This window comes from Aeromicrobium stalagmiti (assembly GCF_013283745.1).
GTDB classification, from domain to species: Bacteria; Actinomycetota; Actinomycetes; order Propionibacteriales; family Nocardioidaceae; genus Aeromicrobium; species Aeromicrobium stalagmiti.
In genome coordinates, this window is the sequence record NZ_JABSTZ010000006.1 from 1 (window position 1) to 22,731 (window position 22,731).

Annotated in this window: 23 protein-coding genes, 1 tRNA gene and 1 rRNA gene; 23 read left to right on the top strand and 2 right to left on the bottom strand. The window is 70.4% G+C overall.

The genetic code is table 11. The features are described from left to right. From rrf to HQK15_RS17510, 10 genes are all read left to right on the top strand, one after another. Positions 1 to 97: ribosomal RNA gene (rrf, locus tag HQK15_RS17465) — 5S ribosomal RNA — on the top strand; the annotation flags it as partial. 95 nt (positions 98 to 192) lie between these two features. Continuing rightward, positions 193 to 1,164, top strand: a complete 972-nt coding sequence (locus HQK15_RS17470; RefSeq protein WP_173492796.1) for a tetratricopeptide repeat protein — start codon at positions 193 to 195, stop codon at positions 1,162 to 1,164. 74 nt (positions 1,165 to 1,238) lie between these two features. After that, positions 1,239 to 1,586, top strand: a complete 348-nt coding sequence (locus HQK15_RS17475) for a single-stranded DNA-binding protein (protein ID WP_173492797.1) — start codon at positions 1,239 to 1,241, stop codon at positions 1,584 to 1,586. Further along, a complete protein-coding gene (locus HQK15_RS17480; protein ID WP_173492798.1) occupies positions 1,583 to 2,605 on the top strand; it encodes an HAD-IIA family hydrolase in 1,023 nt (340 codons plus the stop codon). The genes HQK15_RS17475 and HQK15_RS17480 overlap by 4 nt, the downstream gene beginning before the upstream one ends. Next, complete coding sequence (locus HQK15_RS17485) at positions 2,602 to 2,841, top strand: hypothetical protein (protein ID WP_173492795.1); 240 nt, start codon at positions 2,602 to 2,604, stop codon at positions 2,839 to 2,841. Before HQK15_RS17480 ends, HQK15_RS17485 begins: the two co-directional genes overlap by 4 nt. After that, positions 2,838 to 3,668, top strand: coding sequence for a TlyA family RNA methyltransferase (locus HQK15_RS17490; protein WP_173492799.1), 831 nt, complete (start codon positions 2,838 to 2,840; stop codon positions 3,666 to 3,668). Before HQK15_RS17485 ends, HQK15_RS17490 begins: the two co-directional genes overlap by 4 nt. 13 nt (positions 3,669 to 3,681) lie before the next feature. Beyond that, the gene (locus tag HQK15_RS17495) at positions 3,682 to 4,596 is read left to right on the top strand and encodes an NAD kinase (protein WP_173492800.1); all 915 of its coding nucleotides are present in this window, start codon (positions 3,682 to 3,684) and stop codon (positions 4,594 to 4,596) included. Further along, the gene (recN, locus tag HQK15_RS17500; RefSeq protein ID WP_173492801.1) at positions 4,596 to 6,281 is read left to right on the top strand and encodes a DNA repair protein RecN; all 1,686 of its coding nucleotides are present in this window, start codon (positions 4,596 to 4,598) and stop codon (positions 6,279 to 6,281) included. The genes HQK15_RS17495 and recN overlap by 1 nt, the downstream gene beginning before the upstream one ends. A gap of 90 nt (positions 6,282 to 6,371) precedes the next feature. Continuing rightward, entirely contained in the window at positions 6,372 to 7,547 is a 1,176-nt protein-coding gene (gene steA, locus HQK15_RS17505) for a putative cytokinetic ring protein SteA (protein ID WP_173492802.1), read from the top strand. Beyond that, positions 7,544 to 8,422 carry a copper transporter gene (locus HQK15_RS17510; RefSeq protein ID WP_173492803.1) on the top strand — a complete coding sequence of 293 codons (879 nt, stop codon included), beginning with the start codon at positions 7,544 to 7,546 and terminating at the stop codon, positions 8,420 to 8,422. Before steA ends, HQK15_RS17510 begins: the two co-directional genes overlap by 4 nt. A 5-nt stretch (positions 8,423 to 8,427) precedes the next feature. Here the strand turns inward: HQK15_RS17510 and HQK15_RS17515 are convergent, their stop codons facing one another. Next, positions 8,428 to 10,317, bottom strand: coding sequence for a beta-propeller domain-containing protein (locus HQK15_RS17515; RefSeq protein WP_173492804.1), 1,890 nt, complete (start codon positions 10,315 to 10,317; stop codon positions 8,428 to 8,430). 165 nt (positions 10,318 to 10,482) lie between these two features. Between HQK15_RS17515 and pyrG the strand changes: the two genes are divergently transcribed. The 13 genes from pyrG (at position 10,483) to HQK15_RS17580 (ending at position 21,254) form a co-directional block, all read left to right on the top strand. Then, positions 10,483 to 12,159: a CTP synthase gene (gene pyrG / locus HQK15_RS17520; RefSeq protein WP_173492805.1), complete on the top strand. Its 1,677-nt coding sequence runs from the start codon at positions 10,483 to 10,485 to the stop codon at positions 12,157 to 12,159. Beyond that, a complete protein-coding gene (locus tag HQK15_RS17525) occupies positions 12,156 to 12,764 on the top strand; it encodes an NUDIX domain-containing protein (protein ID WP_173492806.1) in 609 nt (202 codons plus the stop codon). Before pyrG ends, HQK15_RS17525 begins: the two co-directional genes overlap by 4 nt. Beyond that, the gene (xerD, locus tag HQK15_RS17530) at positions 12,761 to 13,690 is read left to right on the top strand and encodes a site-specific tyrosine recombinase XerD (protein WP_173492807.1); all 930 of its coding nucleotides are present in this window, start codon (positions 12,761 to 12,763) and stop codon (positions 13,688 to 13,690) included. Before HQK15_RS17525 ends, xerD begins: the two co-directional genes overlap by 4 nt. 91 nt (positions 13,691 to 13,781) lie before the next feature. Further along, positions 13,782 to 14,630 (top strand): ParA family protein, encoded by an 849-nt coding sequence (locus HQK15_RS17535; protein WP_173492808.1) that lies wholly within the window; start codon positions 13,782 to 13,784, stop codon positions 14,628 to 14,630. Further along, on the top strand, positions 14,615 to 14,962 hold the full coding sequence (locus HQK15_RS17540) for a hypothetical protein (RefSeq protein WP_217361828.1): 348 nt from the start codon (positions 14,615 to 14,617) through the stop codon (positions 14,960 to 14,962). Before HQK15_RS17535 ends, HQK15_RS17540 begins: the two co-directional genes overlap by 16 nt. Further along, complete coding sequence (locus HQK15_RS17545; RefSeq protein ID WP_173492809.1) at positions 14,959 to 15,867, top strand: segregation and condensation protein A; 909 nt, start codon at positions 14,959 to 14,961, stop codon at positions 15,865 to 15,867. The genes HQK15_RS17540 and HQK15_RS17545 overlap by 4 nt, the downstream gene beginning before the upstream one ends. Further along, complete coding sequence (gene scpB, locus HQK15_RS17550; protein WP_173492810.1) at positions 15,860 to 16,582, top strand: SMC-Scp complex subunit ScpB; 723 nt, start codon at positions 15,860 to 15,862, stop codon at positions 16,580 to 16,582. Before HQK15_RS17545 ends, scpB begins: the two co-directional genes overlap by 8 nt. Beyond that, the gene (locus HQK15_RS17555) at positions 16,575 to 17,303 is read left to right on the top strand and encodes a pseudouridine synthase (protein WP_367649239.1); all 729 of its coding nucleotides are present in this window, start codon (positions 16,575 to 16,577) and stop codon (positions 17,301 to 17,303) included. Before scpB ends, HQK15_RS17555 begins: the two co-directional genes overlap by 8 nt. Continuing rightward, complete coding sequence (locus HQK15_RS17560; protein ID WP_173492811.1) at positions 17,300 to 18,376, top strand: prephenate dehydrogenase; 1,077 nt, start codon at positions 17,300 to 17,302, stop codon at positions 18,374 to 18,376. The genes HQK15_RS17555 and HQK15_RS17560 overlap by 4 nt, the downstream gene beginning before the upstream one ends. Positions 18,377 to 18,447: 71 nt before the next feature. Beyond that, entirely contained in the window at positions 18,448 to 19,098 is a 651-nt protein-coding gene (gene cmk / locus HQK15_RS17565; protein ID WP_173492841.1) for a (d)CMP kinase, read from the top strand. A gap of 5 nt (positions 19,099 to 19,103) precedes the next feature. After that, positions 19,104 to 19,796, top strand: a complete 693-nt coding sequence (locus HQK15_RS17570; protein ID WP_173492812.1) for a lysophospholipid acyltransferase family protein — start codon at positions 19,104 to 19,106, stop codon at positions 19,794 to 19,796. Next, positions 19,789 to 21,114, top strand: a complete 1,326-nt coding sequence (der, locus tag HQK15_RS17575; RefSeq protein WP_173492813.1) for a ribosome biogenesis GTPase Der — start codon at positions 19,789 to 19,791, stop codon at positions 21,112 to 21,114. The genes HQK15_RS17570 and der overlap by 8 nt, the downstream gene beginning before the upstream one ends. A 66-nt stretch (positions 21,115 to 21,180) precedes the next feature. Then, a tRNA-Pro gene (locus HQK15_RS17580) sits at positions 21,181 to 21,254 on the top strand. 174 nt (positions 21,255 to 21,428) lie between these two features. Here HQK15_RS17580 and HQK15_RS17585 read toward each other — a convergent pair. Next, positions 21,429 to 22,664, bottom strand: coding sequence for an IS256 family transposase (locus HQK15_RS17585; RefSeq protein ID WP_437340256.1), 1,236 nt, complete (start codon positions 22,662 to 22,664; stop codon positions 21,429 to 21,431). Between the last annotated feature and the right edge of the window lie 67 nt (positions 22,665 to 22,731).

The following is a 22,731-nucleotide window of genomic DNA, read 5'->3' on the forward strand; positions in this document are numbered from 1 at the left end:
GGAAATACCCGGCTACATTCCGAACCCGGAAGTCAAGCCTCTCAGCGCCGATGGTACTGCACGGGAGACTGTGTGGGAGAGTAGGACGTCGCCGGACAATCATTAGCGCGAGGCCGCCCCACTTGGGGCGGCCTCGCTGCATTGATCCAGTAGTTTTGCATGACACAGAGTGTTCGATGGAAGGAACGACTCATGGCTGAGTCGAGAAACCCCCGCCGTGACGGTGGGAAGCCTGCAGGCCGAGGCGCCGTAGGAGGACGGGGTGGCAAGCCCACCGGTGGAGGCCGCGACCAGCGCGGCAGCGGAGATCCGCGCCGCGACGGCAAGCCGGGCGCACGCGACGGCAAGCCCGCAGGCCGCAGGGACGGCAAGCCCGCCGAACGGCGTGACGGCAAGCCGGCTCATCCGCGCCGCGACGGCAAGCCCTACGACGCGCCGCGCAACCGGCGCCAGGAGGAGGGCGATCGCACCGCTGCGCAGAAGATCTACGACGGTCCGCCGATCCCTGACGACGTGAGCGCCAAGGACCTCGACAAGCACGCGCGTCAGGCGCTGCAGGCGTTGCCGGAGAAGCTGGCCGACAAGGTGGCGCGCCACCTCGTGATGGCCGGCATGCTCATCTCCGAGGATCCGGAGACGGCGCACAAGCACGCACTGGCGGCCCGTGCGCGCGCCACTCGCACCGGCCTGGTGCGCGAGGCCTGCGGCGAGACGGCCTATGCCTGCGGCAAGTGGGCCGAGGCCCTGTCGGAGTTCCGCGCCGCGCGACGCATGACCGGCGGCTACATCTATGCCCCGATGATGGCCGACTGCGAGCGCGCGCTGAAGCGCCCGGACAAGGCCATCGCCTACGACACGACCGAGATCCGCAGCCAGCTCGACGACGCCGGCCAGATCGAGCTGTCGATCGTCGTCGCAGGTGCGCGTCGTGACCAGGGTCAGTACGACGCCGCGATCCGCCTGCTCGAGACGGAGCCCCTGCACACCAAGGGACGTGGCGAGTGGGTCCCGCGCCTGCGCTACGCCTACGCGGACTCGCTGCTGGCAGCGGGCCGCAAGGACGAGGCGATCGAGTGGTTCCACCGCACGGTCGCTGTCGACGGCAACAAGACGACTGATGCCGAGGAGCGCCTCGCCGAGCTCGACCAGCGTCCACAGGCCTGACCCACGGCCCGTCCGTCCACAGGGCGCGGATGACCTGATGCCCCTCACCACAGGTGGGGGGCATCGTCATGTCCATGACTGATGACAACAACCGAGTCCGCCTGACCGGGCGCATCTCTGCCACCCCTGAGTCCGTGACCATGCCGAGCGGCGACGAGGTGGTGTCGTTCCGCCTGATCGTCAGGCGCAGCGCTGCCGCGCGCCGGCGGTCCAAGCAGGTGGTCGACACGATCGAGTGCTCGGCGTGGACGGCCGCTCTGCGGCGTTCGGTGCTGCGCCTCGAGGCTGGCACCGAGGTGACGGTCGAGGGCCAGCTGCGTCGACAGTTCTCCCGCGGCGGGACGGGCACCGTCAGCTGGGTCAGGGTCGAGGTCGCCTCCTGCCGGAAGGTCGCACGGGCGGCGGTAGCCTCGGACGCATGACCTCGTCCCCGCACCAGTCACTCGGCTCGACGACGCGGGAGCTCAGCTCGATCTACGACCTGGCGATGCTCGATCTCGACGGAGTGGTCTATCTCGGTCCCGACGTCATCGCCGGCGCGTCCGAGGCGCTGGCCGCGGCGCGCGGTGTCGGCATCCGGCTGGCCTACATCACCAACAACGCCTCGAAGCCGGCGATCGAGGTGGCCGACAAGCTGCGCGCGATGCAGATGCCCGATCTCGACGACGCCGACGTGGTGACGTCGGCCCAGGCCGTGGCCCACCTGATGGCCGATGCGCTGCCGTCAGGCTCCCCGGTGCTGCTGGTCGGGGGAGAGGGGCTCCGGGTCCCGCTGGAGGACAGAGGCCTGAGGTGTGTGTCGGCGCTGGCCGACGGCCCGGTCGCCGTGGTCCAGGGATTCCACCCCGACATCGGCTGGCACCAGCTGTCCGAGGCGTCCTACGCGATCCAGGCCGGGCTGCCGTGGTACGTCAGCAACACCGACATGACGGTCCCGACGCCGCGAGGCATCGCGCCCGGCAACGGGTCACTCGTCCAGGCGGTCCGCAACGCCACGGGGGCCGAGCCGATCGTGGCCGGCAAGCCGGAGCGGGCGTTGTTCGACGAGACCATCGCCCGGGTCGGCGGCGACCACCCGCTGATGGTGGGCGACCGGCTCGACACCGACATCGACGGGGCGATCAACGCCGGCATCGACAGCCTGGCGGTCCTGACCGGGGTCAGCACGCTCGCGACGATCGTCGCTGCCCCCGTCGGTCACCGGCCCACCTATGTCGCGGCCGACCTGCACGGCCTCGGCGACGTCCACCGCGAGGTCGTCGTCGACGGGCAGCAGGCGCGGTGTGGCGACGCCGAGGCGATCTGCGAGGAGGGCGTCGTGCGGGTCGTCTCGGGTCAGGTCGGTGCCACCGACACCCTGCGGGCGGTCGTCGAGCTCGCGTGGCAGATCAGTGATCGGTCCGACACTCTCGTGGTCCTGGATGGGACACTGGACGCATGAGCGACATGCACGGTGAGGTGGACCACTCGGTCGATGCCGCGGACGAGGTCGTCGACCCCGTTGCGGCGGTCGAGCCGACCGGCCACGCGCAGATCGACGAGGCGCTCCAGCGGCTCGACCGGCTCGGCGATCTGCCGATCACGGAGCATCCCGAGGAGTTCGACGCGATCCACGGCGTGCTGCGCGAGTCGCTCGCCAACGCGGGACGCGACGAGGTCGAGCTGGACTCTCCGTGACCCGACGGCTTCGGCTCGATGCCGAGCTCGTGCGTCGCGGCCTGGCCCGCTCGCGGGAGCACGCAGCGACCCTGATCGACGAGGGACTGGTCAAGGTCGGTGGCTCCGTGGCCAGCAAGGCCGCCACGGGTGTCACGACCGACCAGGCGATCGTCGTCAAGCAGAGCAAGGAACCGACCTATGCGTCTCGAGGCGCCCACAAGCTGCTCGGTGCGCTGGGGGTGTTCGAGCCCCAGGGCCTGACCGTCACCGGCCGGCGGTGCCTCGACGCAGGTGCGTCGACCGGTGGCTTCACCGACGTGCTGCTGCGCAAGGGCGCCCGGGAGGTGTGCGCCGTCGACGTCGGCTACGGCCAGCTGGTGTGGGCGCTGCAGTCCGACGAGCGGGTCCACGTCTTCGACCGCACCAATGTGCGCAACCTCGAGACGGCCGACATCGGCGGCCCCGTGCAGCTCGTCGTCTCCGATCTGTCGTTCATCTCCCTTACGGTGGTCATGCCCGCCCTCACCCGGGTGTGCGAGCCGAGCCCGGAAGGCGACATCGTGCTGATGATTAAGCCACAGTTCGAGGTCGGCAAGAGCAACCTCGGCAAGAACGGCGTGGTGCGTGACCCCGCGCTGCACGCCGACGCGGTGCACCGTGTCTGCCGGTCCGCCCACGAGCTCGGCTGGGGGACGCGCGCGCTCGCGCCCAGCCCGCTGCCCGGCCCGGCCGGCAACGTCGAGTACTTCTGCTGGCTGCGCTCCGACGCCGAGGCTCCCAGCGAGCAGGCGGCGCGCGACGTCGTCGCGGCGGGTCCGCTCGTCGTCCCCGAGGTGTCATCGTGAGGAAGGTGCTGGCATGAGGACCGTGCTGCTGGCAGTGCATGCTGCCCGCGAGGAGGCCGCGAAGGTCGCTGCGGCGTTCGCCACCGAGATGCGCGCTGCAGGCATCGGGGTGTGCGTGCTCGACACCGAGGCCGACGCCCTGCGGTCTGCTGGCGTCGAGGACGCCCAGGTCGTTCCGGCCGGCCCGGGAGCCGCGGGTGGCTGCGAGCTCGCGGTGGTGTTCGGGGGCGACGGCACGATCCTGCGGGCCGCCGAGATGTGCCGCGGCACCGAGACACCGGTGCTGGGGGTCAATCTCGGCCACGTCGGCTTCCTGGCCGAGGCCGACGTCGAGGACCTCCAGGACGTCGTGCGCGGCGTGGTCGATCGCACCTACACCGTCGAAGAGCGGCTCACCGTCGACGTGACCGTCATGGTGGCGGGCGAGGTCGTCGCGACCAACTGGGCGCTCAACGAGGCCTCGGTCGAGAAGGCCGCGCGGGAGAGGATGCTGGAGATCGTCGTCGAGATCGACGACCGTCCCGTCTCGCGCTGGGGCTGCGACGGCATCGTGTGCGCGACCCCGACCGGGTCGACGGCCTACAACTTCAGTGCAGGCGGACCCATCGTGTGGCCGGAGGTCTCGGCGCTCATCATGGTGCCGATCAGCGCGCACGCCCTGTTCGCCCGACCGCTCGTGGTGTCTCCCGACTCGACCCTGGCGATCGAGGTCGTGGGGGAGCAGTCGACCGGCGTCCTGTGGTGCGACGGCCGCCGGGCGGCCGACCTGCCGCTCGGCGCCCGTGTCGAGGTCCGCAAGGGGCGTGAGACCGTGCGTCTGGCTCGTCTGCAGGCGGCCTCGTTCGCCGACCGGCTCGTGCGCAAGTTCGACCTCCCGGTGGCCGGCTGGCGCGGTGCGGCCGAGCGTCGACGCGAGGGGAGCGGCTGATGTGGCAGCACCTGAGGCTGTCGTCCCTGGGCGTCATCGACTCCGCCGAGCTCGAGCTGTCCGCCGGCTTCACGGTCATCACCGGTGAGACGGGCGCCGGCAAGACCATGGTCGTCACGGCCCTGGGTCTGCTGCGGGGCGACCGTGCCGACCTCGGGCTCGTCCGTCAGGGCGCCGACCAGGCCCGCGTCGAGGCGAGTATCGGGGTCCGTGCCGGTGCCGCGGCGATCAGCGCTGTCGAGGAGGCGGGGGGCCGGATCGACGACGACGTCGTCATCCTCGGCCGGGTGCTGTCCGCGCAGGGCAGGTCACGAGCACTCGCCGGTGGCGCGACCGTCCCGGCCGCCCTGCTCGCCGAGGTGACCGACGAGCTCGTCGCCGTCCACGGGCAGTCCGACCAGCACCGGCTGCTGCGACCGGCCGAGCAGCGGGCCGCCCTCGACCGGTTCGCGGGTGAGGACTTCGTCGCGGCGGCCGAGGCCTATGCGCCGGTCTACGCCCGGTGGCGCGCGGTCGAGCGACGGCTCGACGAGCTGCGCACCCACGCACAGGAGCGGGCTCGCGAGCTCGACGTCCTGCGGTTCGGCCTCGACGAGGTGGCGGAGGTCGACCCCCGGGCGGGGGAGGACGAGTCGCTCAAGGGCGAGGAGAGCAGGCTGGCCCACTCCGAGTCGCTCGCGCGAGCGGCCGACGACGCCCATCGGGCGCTCGTCGGCGACCTCGACGCGACGTCGGCCCGCACGACCGTCGCCGAGGCCACGGCGCTCCTGCGTGAGGCGGGCGGCCACGACCCCGAGCTCGATGCGCTCGCCGACCGGGTCTTCGAGATCGGCATCCTGCTCGACGAGGTGGGCGCTGAGCTGGGCACCTACTCCGAGGCGGTCGAGCTCGATCCTGAGCGCCTCGCAACGCTGCAGGAGCGGCGGGCAGCCCTCGCCGGGCTGCAGCGCAAGTACGGCCCGACGCTCGACGACGTGCTGGTCTGGGCCGAGAAGAGCGCGGCCCGTCTCGGCGAGCTCGGCAACGACGACGAGGCCGTGGCGGCGCTCGAGGTCGAGCGGGTCGCGCTGGTGCCCGAGGTCGAACGTCTGGCCCAGCAGATGTCCGCGCTGCGCCGAGAGGCGGCCGGACGGCTGGCCGAGCTCGTCGACGTCGAGATCGCGCAGCTCTCCATGCCGTCGGCGCGCCTGACGGTGCAGGTCACGACCAGCGACGACGCGACGCCGGGGCCGCACGGCATCGACGACGTCGAGCTGCTCTTCTCGGCCAACAGCGGCATGGCGCCGCGGCCGCTGCACAAGGGCGCCAGCGGCGGTGAGCTGTCGCGACTGATGCTGGCGCTCGAGGTCGTCCTGGCCGATCGCACGACCGTCCCGACGCTGGTCTTCGACGAGGTCGACGCCGGCATCGGTGGCAAGGCCGCGGTCGAGGTCGGACGGCGGCTGGCCCGGCTGGCCGACCATGCCCAGGTCATCGCCGTGACGCACCTGCCCCAGGTCGCGGCGTTCGCGCACCACCACTTCGTGGTGTCCAAGGACGATGACGGCAACGTCACCAGCAGCTCGGTGATCCGGGTCGAGGAGGCCGGCCGCGTCGACGAGCTCGCTCGGATGCTGGCAGGCCAGGAGGACTCGGCCACGGCCCAGGCGCACGCCCGAGAGCTGCTCGACCTCGCCCGCGCCTGAACCTGAGTCCTGCCTGAAAGTTGTCGGATGTGAGCGACACGCCGCCGCTGCTCCCACATGCGCCGCGCTCAGCAGGAACGATGGATCGCGATGGCCATCTGGAACCGCAAGACACCCCTGCCGCCTGACGCGAAGGGCGTCGTCGGCACCCTCAGCTTCGCGCGACGCGAACGTGACATCGCCTCCCTCCGCGAGGCAGAGATCGCTCTGGTCGAGCTGCCCGAGATGGACGCCCGGCAGGCGCAGGCGCTGATCGACCGCCGCGTCCGCGCGGTGCTCAACGCTGCACCGTCGAGCAGCGGACGCATCCCCAACACGGGGCCCCAGCTGCTCGCCCGCGCCGGCATCCTGCTGGTCGACGTCACGAGCGACGGCGTCTGGTCGAGCCTCAAGAGCGGCGAGCGGCTGCGCATCGAGGACGGCAAGGTCTTTCGCGACGAGGTCCTCGTGGCCAGCGGCACCGAGCTCGACGAGTCCCGCACGGCATCCGACCTGGTGGCGGCACAGGACGGCCTCTCGACCCGGCTCGACTCGCTCGCGGCCAACGCGACCGACCACATCCACCGCGAGCAGGCGATGCTGCTCACCGGCGCCAAGGTGCCGCACCTGCGGACCAAGCTGCGCGGTCGTCCCGTCGTGGTCGTGTCGCGCGCCCACGACGACGTCGCCGACCTGCGCGGTCTCAAGCGCTACATCGGCGACAACGACCCGGTCCTGATCGGTGCCGGGCCGGGCGCCGACGTGCTGCTCAAGGCGGGCTACACACCCACGATCGTGGTGGGAGCGCTCGACAACATCTCCGACCAGGCGATCCGGGCCTCGGGCGAGGTCGTGGTGACGACGTCGTCGGGCACCGTCGACATGCCGGAGCGGCTCGAGCGCCACGGCAAGGAGGTCGTCACCTTCGTGTCGACGGGCTCCGACGACGACCTGGCGATCCTGCTGGCCGACACCAACGAGGCGGCCGTGATCGTCCACGTGGGCTCGCCGGCGACGCTGTCGGCATTCCTCGAGCGCCCGCCGTCGGAGGTGGCACGGATGTTCGTCGCGCGGCTGCGGGCCGGCGCGAAGATCGTCGACGCCAAGTCCGTCCACCACTTCACCTCGCAGCGCATCGCCCTGTGGCCCGTGCTGCTCGTGCTCGTCGCGGGCGTCGCGGCCGTCGGCGCCGCGATCGCGATCACCCCGGTCGGACAGGACTGGTTCGACTCGCTCGGTGACCAGCTCGCTGACCTCGGCACCTGGATCAAAGGACTCTTCTCGTGATCAACTTCCGCTACCACCTCGTCTCGATCGCCGCGATCTTCATCGCACTGGCGGCCGGTGTCGTGCTGGGATCAGGCCCCCTCGACGACGCGAGCGACTCGTTGACCGGCGACGAGACGACCACCCAGGGTGCCGATCCCGCGGTGCGGTCGTTCGAGGCCGGATTCGCCAGTCGCACGGCGCCCGCCCTCCTCAAGGACCAGCTCAAGGGGCAGTCGGTCGTCGTGCTCACGGTGCCCGGAACCAACGCCGCCGAGGTCAAGGGCGTCTCGACCGATCTCGAGCTCGCGGGAGCCGAGGTCACCGGCGAGGTGGCCCTCACGAGCAAGATGCTCGACTCGTCGGGTCGTCAGTTCGCCGAGGGTGTCGCCCAGCAGTCGGCCGAGGGTGTCGCGGGTGTCAGCAGCGCTGGCGACAGCTATGGCCGCATCGGCTCGGCGCTCGCACGGGCGGTCGTGGCGGACAAGGCCGCCACGCTCGACGGCACCGCGTCGACGATCCTGTCGGCGTTCACCGAGGGCGCCCTGATCACCCAGACCCGCGCACCCAAGCGCAGCGCGACGCTCACGGTGCTCGTGACTGCCCCGCAGCGGGCCAGCGGCAGCGCCCAGAGCACCGTCATCGCCGCCTTGGCTGCGGCGCTCAGCTCCACGGGCAAGGGTGTCGTGGTCGCCGGGCCGGCGACGTCGAGCACCGACGGGGGAGCGGTCAAGGCCGTCCGCGACAGTGACAGCGCCTCGGAGATCTCGACGGTCGACGTCACGGACTCCGCAGCCGGTCGCGTCGTGACGGTGCTGGCTGCCGCCGAGCAGGCAGCAGGCCAGCCCGGCGCGTGGGGCACCTCGCGCAGCGCCAGCGGCGCCGTCCCCGACTGAGTCGTTCACGGCAGGTCGAGCAGCCGAACGCCCTCGCCCGTGACCAGTGCGACGCGCCCGTCGGCCAGCTCGATCGTCCGGACGACGGCAGCGTCCGGGCCGTGCTCGACGCGCTCGACGGTGCTGCGGAGCGTGCGCTTGCCGACGGTGATCGTCGCGAGGTCGACGCCGCGACCCTTGCGCAGCACCACCAGAGCCGTGCTGCGGCCGGGCAGCCACGTGAAGGCTCGAGGATCCGTCGTGGCGACGGCGCGCGAGCGGCGATAGCCGACGACGTCGGTGCGGCTGACGTCCGCGAGGTCACGGGTGTCGAAGAGGGCGACCTGCGCGTTGCCGGCATCGTCGACGCCCACGCCCAGCAGGCGGTCGTCGTTGAGCGGGTGCAGGTAGTCGCTGAAGCCGGGGATCTTCAGCTCACCGATCAGTCGGGGCCGTCCGGGCGATGACAGGTCGACCGTGTGCAGCGGGTCGACCTGTCGGTAGGTGACCACCACAGCCAGGTCGTCGAACCATCGCACGCCCTTGATCTGCTCGTGCCGACCGATCTTGTCGAGCCGTCCGATCTCGACCAGACGGTCGCGGTCGCGGCGCATCGTGACGACCGAGTTGAAGCTGCCGGTCTCTGACGACGGCCCGACGGCGGCGCGCAGCACGCCGTCGGCCTCGTCGAGCGACCACCGGTCGGCGATGCTCCCCTCGATCTCTCCCGACGCGACGTGTCGAGCGCGGGCCCCGTCCAGCGCCAGGTCGAAGACGTGGGTCGTCCCGCCCGAGGGGAGAGCGCGATCCCCGAGGTCACCGATCCGGCAGCCGGCGCAGCCTGCCGGGAACGGACCGGGGTCGCCGGGCCCGGCCACCAGGTAGAGGTGATCGGCCGACGCGTACGCGAGCGGGGTCGAACCGGCGAGGGCGATCGCCTGCGGCTCGGTGGGCCGGGACAGCTCGATGCCGACCACGCTGACCGTGTCGAGCCCCAGCTCGTCACCGGGCACGGCCACGTCGGTGCACTCCACCAGACGGCGGGAGCCGTCTCCGGCGTCATAGGTCGGCAGCCAGTCGGCCAGGGTCGAGGCGGCGACGGCCCGGCGGTTCGTCTCGAGCGCCTGCTGCCGGCTCGTCCGGGTGCCGTCCGGCTCGACGAACCGCAGCGCAGGGAGTCCCGAGGACAGCACGAGACGCGCGACGGACCCGTGCTGACGGACGGCGACCACCCGTGAGGCGTAGATGACGTCCGACGTGATCGCCGGCCGCTCGGGGTCGGCGAGCGACACGGTGATGACCCTCGCCCCTCGTCGGCGGCGACTCGTGTCGTCACGGACGCTCGCCCGGTCCGCGCCGATCGCCACGACGGTGTCGCCCGAGAGGAGCAGCTCGGCGTCGTCGATCTTCGGCAGGTGCAGGGAGGACACGACCCGCATCCCGCGATCGGTCGCCTCGTGGACGACCAGCTCGTCGTCCCGGACACGCACCACTCGCACGCCGTCCGTCTTGACCGTGTCGGGCTCGTCCACCCCCGTCTCCTGGACGTTGGTGCCGGTCTCGCTCGCCGTCTGGCGGACGGTCCTGGACACGCCTGCGGAGTCGGAGCGGTCCTGCGCGCGGTCGTCGAGCACGCCGTAGGCCACGACCGGCGGGCCTGCCCAGCCCCAGGCGGTCACCAGGTCCCGGCCACGCTCGCGGTACGAGGCCAGCAGCTCGTCGCACGAGGTGGCGGCGTCGAGGTCGGCACGGAACGCCGCCGGGCGGGCGTCCGGGCCCAGCGCGTCCGGTCGCGAGGAGCCGGTGCCCACTCGCGTTCCGGCGAGGAACGAGACGGCCAGTGCCGCAGCGACACCGGCGACCAGCAGGGGGCGGGCCAGTCGGCGCGGGGCCGGGTCTGCGTCGTGATCGGTCATGTCGGCAGATGTCCGGCAACCGCGCGATCGGCACGTGTGGGCCAACCGACAGGTGTGTCGTTGGCGGTGAGGGTCGATTCGTTGGTAGGCTGGAATCCCGTGGAGCCCTGATGCAATCTGCGTCAGACGAGCGCTCGACATCGTTTTTCGACCACGGGAGTCACCTTGGCAGGTAACGCGGTTACCAAGCACGTATTCGTCACCGGCGGGGTCGCATCCTCGCTGGGCAAGGGGCTCACCGCCTCGAGCCTGGGACGACTGCTCAAGTCACGCGGGCTCCGCGTCACGATGCAGAAGCTTGATCCCTACCTCAACGTCGACCCCGGGACGATGAACCCGTTCCAGCACGGTGAGGTCTTCGTGACCGACGACGGCGCCGAGACCGACCTCGACATCGGTCACTACGAGCGCTTCCTCGACGTCGACCTCTCGGGCAAGGCCAACGTCACGACGGGTCAGGTCTACTCCGAGGTCATCGCCAAGGAGCGTCGCGGCGACTACCTGGGCGACACCGTCCAGGTCATCCCGCACATCACCAACGAGATCAAGTCGCGCATCCGCGCCATGGCAGGCTCCGACGTCGACGTCGTCATCACCGAGATCGGTGGCACGGTCGGCGACATCGAGTCCCTGCCGTTCCTCGAGGCGGCCCGCCAGGTCCGTCACGACGTCGGGCGCGGCAACGTGTTCTTCCTGCACGTCTCGCTGGTGCCCTACATCGGTCCCTCGGGCGAGCTCAAGACCAAGCCGACGCAGCACTCCGTCGCTGCGCTCCGCTCGATCGGCATCCAGCCCGACGCGATCGTCTGCCGGGCCGACCGCGAGATCCCCGAGAGCATGAAGCGCAAGATCTCGTTGATGTGCGACGTCGACCAGGAGGCCGTCGTCACCGCGAGCGACGCCCCGTCGATCTACGACATCCCGAAGGTGCTGCACAGCCAGGGCCTCGACGCCTACGTCGTGCGGCGTCTCGACCTGCCGTTCCGCGACGTCGACTGGACGCAGTGGGACCAGCTGCTCCGCCGGGTGCACCAGCCGGCCGAGGAGGTCACGATCGCGCTGGTCGGCAAGTACATCGACCTGCCCGACGCCTACCTGTCGGTCGGCGAGGCGCTGCGGGCCGGTGGCTTCGCCCACGACGCCCGCATCACGCTGCGCTGGGTCGGGTCCGACGACTGCGAGACCGAAGCCGGAGCTGCCCAGCACCTCGGCGACGTCGACGGCATCTGCGTGCCCGGTGGCTTCGGCATCCGCGGCATCGAGGGCAAGCTCGGGGCGCTCAAGTACGCCCGAGAGCGCGGCATCCCGGTGCTCGGCCTCTGCCTGGGCCTGCAGTGCATGGTCATCGAGTACGCGCGCAACGTCGCCGGCATCGCCGGCGCGAGCTCGTCGGAGTTCGACCCGCAGACGCCCCACCCGGTGGTGGCGACGATGGCCGAGCAGCTGACGATCGTCGACGGCGAGGGTGATCTCGGCGGCACGATGCGCCTCGGGTCCTACCCCGCGAGCCTCGACGAGGGCAGCCTCGTCGCCGAGGCCTACGGCTCGACCAAGGTCGAGGAGCGTCACCGTCACCGCTACGAGGTCAACAACTCCTACCGTGACCAGCTCGCCACGGCCGGCCTGGTCTTCAGCGGCACGTCGCCCGACGGCAACCTCGTGGAGTTCGTCGAGCTGCCGCGCGAGGTGCACCCCTACTACGTCGCGACACAGGCCCACCCCGAGCTCAAGTCGCGTCCGACCAAGGCCCACCCGCTGTTCGCCGGGCTGATCGGCGCCTCGCTGGCCCGTCAGCGCGAGACCCGTCTCCCGGTGGGGGAGCAGCAGTCGGTCGAGGTATGACGCCGCACCCCTCGTTGCCCGGACGCCTGGCCGACGCGTCGATCGCCGACACCGACCAGTCGTGGCCCGTGGCGCGCAGCGAGTCGGTCTACGACACGCCGTACGTGACGCTGCGGTCCGACACGATCGTCGACCCGTCCGGTGACGAGCACACCCGTGCCGTCGTCCAGCCCAACGGCGCGGTCGGCGTGCTGGCTCTCGACCAGGACGACCGGGTCCTGCTGGTGGAGCAGTACCGCCACCCGGTCGGCCGTCGCCTGCTCGAGCTGCCGGCCGGCACGCTCGACGTGGCGGGGGAGGAGCCCCTCGAGGCGGCGGTGCGCGAGCTGGCCGAGGAGGCCGACGTCATCGCCGCTGAATGGTCGTCGATCCTGCAGCTGCTGGCGACGCCGGGCTACTCCACGGAGCGCTGGGAGGTGTTCCTCGCGAGCGACCTGCGTCCCGTCCCCGAGGCTGATCGCACCGTGCGCGAGGCCGAGGAGGCCGACATGCTGCAGTGGTGGTTGCCGTTCGACGAGGCGCTCGACGCCGTGCTCAACGGCCGGATCTCCGACTCGATGACCGTCGCGGGGATCCTCGCGACGCACGCCCTGCGTCAGCGATGAGCTCGCCGGTCGCCCGGGGCATCCAGGACTACCTGAGCCACCTGGGCGTCGAGCGTGGCCTGGCCACCAACACGCTGCAGTCGTACCGCCGCGACCTGCGCCGCTACCTCGCCTTCCTGGGGTCGCGTGACCTGACCGAGCCGGGTGCGATCACCGAGAACGACATCGCTGCGTTCCTCGGCGAGCTGCGCACCGGCGACCCCGACCACGTGGCGCTGGGCACGGCCAGCGCGGCGCGCACGATCGTCGCCGTCCGCGGGCTGCACCGCTTCTGGCTGCGCGAGCAGATCGTCGCCACCGACGTCACGGCGGCGATCAAGCCGCCACGGCCGGCGGCTCGGCTGCCGAAGGCGCTCCCGCTGTCGGACATCGAGGCGCTCCTCTCGGCCGCGGGCGCGCCGGGCACGGTCCTGGCCGCACGCGACCGCGCACTCCTGGAGGTGCTGTACGGCACGGGCGCCCGCATCTCCGAGGCGGTCGGCCTCGACATCGACGACCTCGACCTCGAGGACTCGACCGTGCTCCTGCGGGGCAAGGGCGGCAAGCAGCGCATCGTCCCGCTCGGGTCGTACGCCCGGGCGTCCCTCGCCGACTACCTGACGGCCTCGCGGCCCGCCCTCGTGTCGGCGACGACGCGGACGCCCGGCGTGTTCCTCAACGCCCGTGGCGGTCGGCTGTCGCGGCAGAGCGCGTGGACGGTGCTGACGAAGGCTGCCGAGCGGGCCGGAATCACGACGGAGGTGTCGCCGCACACGCTCCGTCACTCGTTCGCGACCCACCTGCTCGACGGCGGCGCCGACGTCCGTGTGGTGCAGGAGCTGCTCGGTCACGCGTCGGTGACGACGACCCAGATCTACACCCTCGTCACGGTGGAGAAGCTGCGCGAGATCTATGCGACGGCACATCCGCGGGCATCCCGGCAGTAAGCCGGCGACTCGTCCGGCTGCGTGGTCGTCAAGTCGACTTGTGGCGGTAGAGTGGCGCTCGTCCGCCGGGTCGAGCTGCAGGGGTTAACGCATGAGCAAGGAACTGGGACCGACCGGACGGCCGATGCCGAACTTCCCGGATCCCACGCCGCGTGACCCGTCCAGGCCCGCGACGATCATCGCGCTGTGCAACCAGAAGGGTGGCGTCGGCAAGACCACGACGACCATCAACCTCGGTGCCGCGCTGGTCGAGACCGGCCGCAAGGTGCTGCTGGTCGACTTCGACCCCCAGGGGTCCATGACGGTCGGCCTCGGCGTCAACGCGCACGAGCTCGACCAGAGCATCTATCACGTCCTGATGGACCGCGAGATCGCCATCAAGGACCTGATCATGCCGACGGCCGTCGAGGGCCTCGACCTCGTGCCGTCCAACATCGACCTGTCGGCCGCCGAGATGCGCCTGGTCACCGAGGTCGGTCGCGAGCAGGTGCTCGCCCGGGTGCTCAAGCCCATCCGCGCCGACTACGACGTCATCCTGATCGACTGCCAGCCGTCGCTGGGCCTGCTCACGGTCAACGCCCTGACAGCTGCCGACGGCGTGCTGGTGCCCCTGGAGTGCGAGTACTTCGCGCTGCGCGGCGTCGCGCTGCTCAAGGACACGATCGAGAAGGTGCGCGACCGCACCAACGACGAGCTGCAGATCATCGGCCTGCTGGGCACGATGTACGACAGCCGCACGCTGCACGGCAAGGAGGTGCTGCAGACCCTCGTGGAGGGCTGGGGCGACCTGGTGTTCCACACCGTCATCCGGCGCACCGTGAAGTTCTCCGACTCGACGGTGGCCGGCGAGCCGATCACCGAGTACGCCACGACGTCACCGGGGGCGGAGTCCTACCGCCAGCTGGCGAGGGAGGTACTCGTTCGATGCCCCGACGCGTGACGACATCGTCGGGAGGCGCCGGCAAGCGCCCCTCGATGCCCGGTGCGGACGAGCTGTTCCGGGCCACCGCCCCGGCGAAGTCCGACGAGGTCCCCGAGCCCGAGCCGAGCGTATCGGCCAGCGGCCGGGTCAAGCACGACGAGAAGATGACGGTCTACGTGACCGCGGCCGAGCTGCTCGCCGTCGAGCAGGCCCGCCTGACGCTCCGCGCCGAGCTCGGCCGCAGCGTCGACCGTGGACGGTTCGTGCGCGCGGCGCTCGCGGTGGCCCTGGCCGACCTGGAGTCGCGCGGCACCCAGAGTGACGTCGCCCGGCGATTGAGCGAGTCGTGACCGTCGCGGACGTCGACGACGCCGCTCCGACCGGGTTCCAGGTCAACCTCACCAACTTCGAGGGCCCCTTCGACCTCCTGCTGCAGCTGATCTCCAAGCACGAGCTCGACATCACGGAGGTGGCGCTGTCGACCGTCACGGGCGAGTTCATCACCTACATCAAGGCGATGGGCGACGACCTGGAGCAGACCACCAACTTCCTGCTGGTGGCCTCGACGCTGCTCGACCTCAAGACCGCGCGCCTGCTGCCCCAGGCCGAGGTCGAGGACGAGGAGGACCTCGCGCTGCTCGAGGCCCGCGACCTGCTCTTCGCCCGCCTGATGCAGTACCGAGCGTTCAAGCAGGTAGCCGGCATCATGGCCGAGCGCCTCGCGCAGGAGTCCAAGCGGTTCCCGCGCATCGTGACGCTCGAGTCGCGGTTCGCCGACCTGCTCCCGGAGGTGCTGATCTCGGTCGGTCCCGCCGAGCTGGCGATGCTCGCCGCCAAGGCGTTCGAGGACAAGCCGGTGCCGATCCTGTCGCTCACGCACCTGCATGCACCCCAGGTGAGCGTGCGCGAGCAGGCACACCTCGTCGTCGACCAGCTGCGGCGCAAGGGCGAGATGACCTTCCGGGCCCTGACGGCCGACGCGCCCGACCTCATGACCAAGGTGGCGCGGTTCCTCGCGGTGCTCGAGCTGTTCCGCGAGGGCGCCATCTCGTTCGAGCAGGCGACACCGCTCGGTGACCTGCACGTGCGCTGGACCGGCACCGACGAGGGCGACATCGACGTGGGCGACGAGTTCGACGAGCCAGCCGGCTCGCCCGACGAGGTCGTCCTGATCCCCGAGGACCTCGTCGATGACGACTCCACCATCCCTGACGACAGCCCAGCACCTGACCACACTGAGAGCAGTGATGACTGACCAGCACGTCCCCACCGGACCCCACGAGCTCGAGCTGGAGATGCTCGACCTGCAGCCCGCCCTCGAGGCGGTGCTGATGGTCGCCGACCAGCCGCTCGACCACCTGACCCTCGCCCAGGCCGTGGGCCACCCGCCGAGCGACGTCGAGGAGGCCCTGACCGCGCTCGCCCAGGAGTACACCGACCAGGGGCGTGGCTTCGAGCTGCGCAACATCGCCGGTGGCTGGCGCTTCTTCACCCGCGAGGAGTACGCCGGTGCGGTCGAGCGGTTCATCCTGGACGGCCAGCAGGCCCGCCTGACCCAGGCGGCGCTGGAGACGATGGCCGTCGTCGCCTACCGCCAGCCGATCAGCCGCTCGCGCATCTCCGCGATCCGCGGCGTCAACGTCGACGGCGTCGTGCGGACGCTGGTGACCCGTGGCCTCATCGAGGAGAACGGCGTCGACGGCGAGAGCGGCGCGATCCTCTACTGCACCACGAGCTACTTCCTCGAGCGCATGGGACTCGGTGACATCACCGAGCTGCCCGACATCGCCCAGCACCTGCCCGAGATGGAGGACATGGAGGACGAGGGTCTCGCCGGCGCGGAGGAGGTCCTGGCCGATCTCGCGTCGCAGGACCCGATCGGCGACGACGAGACTGCCGAGCAGACGACCGAGCCCGCTGAGCAGACGACTGAGGCTGTTCCCACCGAAGAGACGGACGACCGTGGCTGAGATCCGCCTGCAGAAGGTCCTCGCCCAGGCCGGCCTCGGCAGCCGCCGGCGGTGCGACGACATGATCGCGCACGGTCGGGTCGAGGTGAACGGCGAGATCATCGACGTCATGGGCGCGCGGGTCGACCCGGCGACCGACGTCATCCGGGTCGACGGCAAGCGCATCCCGGTGGCGAGCGGTCACGCCTACGTCCTGCTCAACAAGCCGCGCGGCATCGTCACCTCGATGGCCGACGAGCGGGGCAGGCCCGACCTGGCCTCGTTCGTCGAGGGTCGTGAGGACCGGCTGTTCCACGTCGGACGCCTCGACACCGACACGTCGGGGCTGCTCGTCCTGACCAACGACGGCGACCTGGCCCACAAGCTGGCCCATCCCTCGTTCGAGATCACCAAGACCTACGTCGCCCTGGTCGACGGCACCGTGCCCGACACGCTGGGTGCACGGCTCAAGACGGGCATCGAGCTCGATGACGGCCCGGCCCAGGTCGACCGCTTCCTGGTCAAGGACCGCTCCCGGGGCCGGTCGCTGGTCGAGCTCGACATCCACATGGGTCGCAACCGGATCGTCCGCAGGCTGCTCGACGCTGCCGGGCACCCGGTCCGCGAGCTGACCCGCACGGCCTTCGGACCTCTGCACCTGGGCGGAGTGTCGTCAGGCACGATGCGCGACCTCACCCGCGACGAGCTGGGGGCGCTGTTCGACAGCGTCGACGGTCGATGACCGCGGTCGCCCCCCGCGCCCTTCCCGGACCGGTGCTGGTCATCGGCTGCGGACTCATCGGCACGTCGGTCGGCTTGGCTCTGCGGGCGCACGACGTCGACGTGCTGCTGGTCGACGCAGAGCCCGCCAACATCGCGGCGGCGGTCGAACGGGGTGCGGGCCGTCCGTTCACCGACGACGTCGTGCCCTACCTCGTCGTCGCTGCGGTGCCACCCGCGGCAGCGGCCGCGGTCGTCGCCTCTGCGCTCGTGCGGTGGCCGACGGCCTTCGTCACCGATGTCACGAGCGTCAAGGCCGGACTGCAGCGGTCGATCGACGCCCAGCCCGGAGCCGAGCGGTTCGCCGGCGGTCACCCCATGGCCGGCAGCGAGCGCTCGGGACCGACGGCAGGCTCGGCGCAGCTCTTCGAGGGCCGGCCCTGGGCCGTCACCCCGGGTGTCTCGACACTGCCGGCCGCCCTCGACGCCGTCGTCGACATGGCGCTGCACGTGGGCGCCGTGCCGATCATCCTCGACGCGGCGTCGCACGACCGCGCGGTCGCGCTGGTGTCGCACGTGCCGCAGGTGATGTCGACGCTCACGGCCGCCCGCCTCAACGACGCCCAGGGCAACCATCTCGCGCTCGCCGGGGCAGGGCTGCGCGACACGACCCGCATCGCCGGCAGCGACAGCGCCCTGTGGATCGACATCCTCGGCACCAACGCCGCCGATGTCCGCGCGGTGCTCGAGCTGGTGCGGGGCGACCTCGACCGGGTCATCGACGCGCTGGGCGAGGACGACACGGCGCTCGGCGACGTCCTGGAGTCGGGCCGCCGCGGCACCGCGTTGATCCCCGGCAAGCACGGATCCGCGCCCGCCCGCGTCGACATCGTCCACGTCCAGGTCGCCGACCAGCCCGGTGAGCTGTCGCGCCTGATGTCGGACACGGGACAATCAGGAGTGAACATCGAGGACCTGCGCCTCGACCACGACCTCGGACGCCCTGTCGGACTCGCCGAGATCACGGTCGCCCTCGGCGTCGGCGACTCCTTGGTCGAGGCACTCACGTCCCGCGGCTGGACCGCCTACCGCTAGATGCGCCACCACGAGAGATCAGCAACCAGAATCAGCATGCTTGAAGGAGTCGAACACCTGTGACATCACCCATGGTCGTCGCGATCGACGGACCCTCCGGGTCCGGCAAGTCCAGCACCTCGCGCGGCGTGGCCGATCGGCTGCAGCTCGCCTACCTCGACACCGGCGCGATGTATCGCGCCATGACGTGGGCGCTGCTGCAGCAGGGGGTCGACCTCGACGACGCCGAGGCGATCGCCGCAGCGGCCGAGAAGGTCACGCTGGAGTCGGGCACCGACCCGATCGACCCGACGATCCACGCCGACGGCACGGACGTCGCCGACCCGATCCGCTCCGAGGAGATCACCAGCTCCGTCAGCCTCGTCGCCGCGGTGCCGCGAGTCCGCGAGATCCTCGTCGACCTGCAGCGCGAGACGATCGCCGCGAGCGACGGCATCGTCGTGGAGGGCCGTGACATCGGCTCGACCGTGGCGCCGGACGCTCCGGTCAAGATCTACCTCGTCGCCGACCCGGCCGCCCGGGCCGCACGCCGCGCGGCCGAGAACGGTGGTGCCGACACGGCCGCCACCGAGCTCGCCCTCGCCCGGCGCGACCAGATCGACTCCAACCGCGCGGCGTCCCCGTTGGTGAAGCCCGACGGCGCCGTGGTGGTCGACAGCACCCACCTGAACCTCGACGAGGTGATCGACGCCATCGTCGGGATCGTCGACTCCGCGAGCTGATCTCGATGGCCGACGTCGCGCAGGGGCTCCCGGAACGAGGGTTGAGGTTCGCGCGCGGTCGGGCACGCGGCTACTTCCACCGTCGGTGGGAGATCCACGAGCGGGGTCAGGGCCGTGTGCCCGAGACCGGGCCGGTGATCCTCGCGAGCAACCACATCGGCTGGCTCGACGGTCCGCTGCTCGTCGCCACGGCACCACGTCCGCCGCACGCGATGGTCAAGGAGGAGGAGTTCGCCGGCAAGACCGGTCACCTGCTCCGCCTCGTCGGTCAGATCAAGGTCTCGCGCTCGCGCACCGACGTCGGCGCGATCCGTCAGGCCGTGCAGGCGCTGCAGGCCGGACAGTGCGTGCTGCTCTATCCCGAGGGCACCCGAGGGGACGGCGAGATGACGTCGTTCAAGGGTGGCGTGACCTACCTGGCCCTCGTCACCGGGGCGCCGGTCGTGCCGGTCGCAATCTTCGGCACGCGGCAGCCGGGGGAGCCGGGGGAGGCCCGCCCGGCCCGCGGAGCGCGGCTCGACATCGTCTACGGAGAGCCGATCCGGCTGCCGATGCAGGGATGGCCGCGAGATCGTGGGATGATGGACGACGCAGGTGAGCAGATCCACGATCACCTGCTTGCCCACGTCTCCCGGGCCAAGGACGCGCTCAAGCGCGACTTGCCCGGCCCTCTGCCGACAGGAAGCTCCGATGGCTGACGCCGTGCCCGTTCTCGCTGTGATCGGGCGTCCCAACGTCGGCAAGTCGACCCTGGTGAACCGCATCATCGGTCGTCGCGAAGCCGTCGTCGAGGACGTCCCGGGTGTGACCCGCGACCGCGTGTCCTACGACGCCGTCTGGAACGGTCGGGCCTTCACGGTCGTCGACACCGGAGGCTGGGATCCCGACGCCCGCGGTCTGGCCGAACGCATCGCCGCCCAGGCCGAGATCGCCATCCAGGTCGCCGACGCCGTGCTGTTCGTCGTCGACGCCACCGTCGGCATCACCGACGTCGACGAGAAGGTCGTCCGGCTGCTCCGCGCCGCCAAGAAGCCCGTCGTCCTGGCCGCCAACAAGGTCGACGACCAGCGCGCCGAGGCCGAGGCCGCCGGCCTCTGGAACCTTGGCCTGGGCGAGCCCTACCCCGTGTCGGCCCTGCACGGACGAGGCAGCGGCGACATGCTCGACGCCGTGCTCGCCGCGCTGCCCGAGCCGCCGCCCGAGGACTTCGACGCACCTGCGGGACCCCGCCGCGTCGCGATCGTCGGCAAGCCCAACGTCGGCAAGTCGAGCCTGCTCAACCGGCTCGCCGGCGAGGAGCGGGTCGTGGTCGACAACGCTTCGGGCACCACGGTCGACCCGGTCGACGAGATCGTCGAGCTCGGCGGACGCACCTGGAACTTCATCGACACCGCCGGCATCCGCCGTCGCGTGCGCGACGCGTCGGGCCACGAGTACTACGCCAGCCTGCGCACCAGCTCGGCGATCGACCGGGCCGAGGTCGCGGTCGTCATCATCGACGGCAGCGAGCCGCTGACCGAGCAGGACGTGCGCATCATCAGCTCGGTGGCTGAGGCCGGCCGCGCGCTCATCATCGCGTTCAACAAGTGGGACCTCGTCGACGACGAGCGTCGCTACTACCTCGAGCGCGAGATGGAGCGCGAGCTCGTCCAGGTGCCGTGGGCGCCGACGATCAACATCACGGCGCGCACCGGCTGGCACGTCGACCGCCTCGTACGCGCGCTCGACGCCGCCCTGGAGGGCTGGGAGACCCGCGTCCCGACCGGCACGCTCAACGCGTTCCTCGGCCGTCTGGTGGCCGAGCACCCGCACCCGGTGCGCGGCGGCAAGCAGTCGAGGATCATGTTCGGCACCCAGGCGTCGACGGCTCCGCCGACGTTCGTGCTGTTCACGACAGGCAAGCTCGAGGCGTCCTACATGCGGTTCATCGAGCGTCGTCTGCGCGAGGAGTTCGGCTTCGTGGGGTCGCCGATCCACCTGCAGCAGCGTCCTCGCAAGAAGCGCGAGCGCCGTTGACGGTGCTCGCCCCTCCCGATGCAGGGAGCGAGGACACCCTGCGGTAAAGTTCCTCTTCGGTACGGACGGGCTGTAGCGCAGCTTGGTAGCGCACCTGACTGGGGGTCAGGGGGTCGCAGGTTCAAATCCTGTCAGCCCGACCGAAAAGTAGCCCCTGACCTGCGGAGACGTTGGTCAGGGGCTCTTTGCATTCTTGAACCAAATGGGCTTATTCAACGGTTATTCAACGAAAACGTTCGAGTTCCTTCAACGGAATCGGCATCTGTGACCGTCTGGAAGGGGGACTGTCTTGATTTCTGTGTAAGTGGTCATGGCTAGTTTGCTTCGAGTCGCTCGCCATAGGTCATGGCGAGGGTGTTCAGGATGGCCTTCCAGCCGGAGATCTGACCGGTCGGATTCGGCCTGTTGTGCTCGCGTTGGATGCAGGCCAGATAGAGCACTTTGAGTGCTGACTGCTCGTCGGGAAAGTGTCCCCGCCTGCGGGTCGCGTGACGGAAGCGGGCGTTCAGCGACTCGATCCCATTGGTCGTGTAGATGAGCTTTCGGACCTTGATCGGGAAGTCCAGGAACGGGATGAACTCCGGCCATGCGCGGCGCCACGACCCGACCATCGCCGGATACTTGTGCTCCCACTTCTCCGCGAAGTTCTCGAGCTCGGCCTCGGCCGCATCCAGTGTCGCGGAGTGGTAGATCCGTTTGAGGTCCTTGGCGATCTCGGCCCAGTACTTCCTGGACGCATACCGAAGTGAGTTGCGGACCAGATGGACCACGCAGGTCTGCACCGTTGCCTGGGGCCAGGTCGCCACGATCGCCTCGGGCAACCCCTTGAGGCCGTCGCAGCAGACAATGCATGCGTCGAGGATGCCACGGTTCTTCAGCTCGGTCAGCATGTTCATCCATTGCTTCGCGCCCTCACCCCCAGACGGCCCGATCCAGAGGCCCAGGACGTCGCGGAACCCGTCGACGCTGATGCCCAACGCCACATATACCGGCCTGTTCGCGACCTGACCGTCGCGGATCTTGAGCACGATCGCGTCGATCAGGATCACCGGATAGACCGGGTCGAGCGGCCTGGACTGCCACTTCTTCATGTCCTCGACGACAGCTTCGGTGACCTTCGAGACCAGCCCCCGCGAGACGTCGGTGTCATAAACCTCCGACAAGTGGGCGCTGATGTCACCGGTCGTCATGCCCTTGGAATACAGGCTGATGACAGCCTCGTCGAACCCCGCCAGCCGGCGCTGGTGCTTGCGGACGATCTGCGGCTCGAACGACCCATGCCGGTCCCTCGGGACGTCGACGGTCACCTTGCCGACGTCCGTGGTGATCGTCTTCGGCGTCGACCCGTTGCGCGAGTTGCCCCGGTTCCTGCCACCGGGGTCATGCTTGTCATAGCCCAGATGCTGGGCCATCTCGACCTCCAGCGCCGACTGCAGGACCTGCTTCGTCAACGCCGTCAACAACCCGTTCTCGCCCGTCAGATCAAGACCCTTGTTCGCCGCCGCAGCCACCAGCTGCTGAGCCAGATCCGTCATGTCAGGACCGGCCATCGCCGGCAGATTCGCCGACCACTGCGACCCATCCTCGTACTGCTCTTCATGCTCGTTCATGTCCGTG

Excerpts from the sequence above, each read along its gene's own strand:
- cmk (WP_173492841.1), top strand. The coding sequence starts at position 18,448 with ATGGTCGTCGCGATCGACGGACCCTCCGGGTCCGGCAAGTCCAGCACC.
- xerD (WP_173492807.1), top strand. The coding sequence starts at position 12,761 with ATGAGCTCGCCGGTCGCCCGGGGCATCCAGGACTACCTGAGCCACCTG.
- HQK15_RS17495 (WP_173492800.1), top strand. The coding sequence starts at position 3,682 with ATGAGGACCGTGCTGCTGGCAGTGCATGCTGCCCGCGAGGAGGCCGCG.
- HQK15_RS17535 (WP_173492808.1), top strand. The coding sequence starts at position 13,782 with ATGAGCAAGGAACTGGGACCGACCGGACGGCCGATGCCGAACTTCCCG.
- HQK15_RS17525 (WP_173492806.1), top strand. The coding sequence starts at position 12,156 with ATGACGCCGCACCCCTCGTTGCCCGGACGCCTGGCCGACGCGTCGATC.
- recN (WP_173492801.1), top strand. The coding sequence starts at position 4,596 with ATGTGGCAGCACCTGAGGCTGTCGTCCCTGGGCGTCATCGACTCCGCC.
- HQK15_RS17475 (WP_173492797.1), top strand. The coding sequence starts at position 1,239 with ATGACTGATGACAACAACCGAGTCCGCCTGACCGGGCGCATCTCTGCC.
- scpB (WP_173492810.1), top strand. The coding sequence starts at position 15,860 with ATGACTGACCAGCACGTCCCCACCGGACCCCACGAGCTCGAGCTGGAG.
- HQK15_RS17585 (WP_437340256.1), bottom strand. The coding sequence starts at position 22,664 with ATGGCCGGTCCTGACATGACGGATCTGGCTCAGCAGCTGGTGGCTGCG.
- HQK15_RS17480 (WP_173492798.1), top strand. The coding sequence starts at position 1,583 with ATGACCTCGTCCCCGCACCAGTCACTCGGCTCGACGACGCGGGAGCTC.
- steA (WP_173492802.1), top strand. The coding sequence starts at position 6,372 with ATGGCCATCTGGAACCGCAAGACACCCCTGCCGCCTGACGCGAAGGGC.
- der (WP_173492813.1), top strand. The coding sequence starts at position 19,789 with ATGGCTGACGCCGTGCCCGTTCTCGCTGTGATCGGGCGTCCCAACGTC.
- HQK15_RS17470 (WP_173492796.1), top strand. The coding sequence starts at position 193 with ATGGCTGAGTCGAGAAACCCCCGCCGTGACGGTGGGAAGCCTGCAGGC.
- HQK15_RS17570 (WP_173492812.1), top strand. The coding sequence starts at position 19,104 with ATGGCCGACGTCGCGCAGGGGCTCCCGGAACGAGGGTTGAGGTTCGCG.
- HQK15_RS17485 (WP_173492795.1), top strand. The coding sequence starts at position 2,602 with ATGAGCGACATGCACGGTGAGGTGGACCACTCGGTCGATGCCGCGGAC.
- HQK15_RS17515 (WP_173492804.1), bottom strand. The coding sequence starts at position 10,317 with ATGACCGATCACGACGCAGACCCGGCCCCGCGCCGACTGGCCCGCCCC.
- HQK15_RS17560 (WP_173492811.1), top strand. The coding sequence starts at position 17,300 with ATGACCGCGGTCGCCCCCCGCGCCCTTCCCGGACCGGTGCTGGTCATC.
- HQK15_RS17540 (WP_217361828.1), top strand. The coding sequence starts at position 14,615 with ATGCCCCGACGCGTGACGACATCGTCGGGAGGCGCCGGCAAGCGCCCC.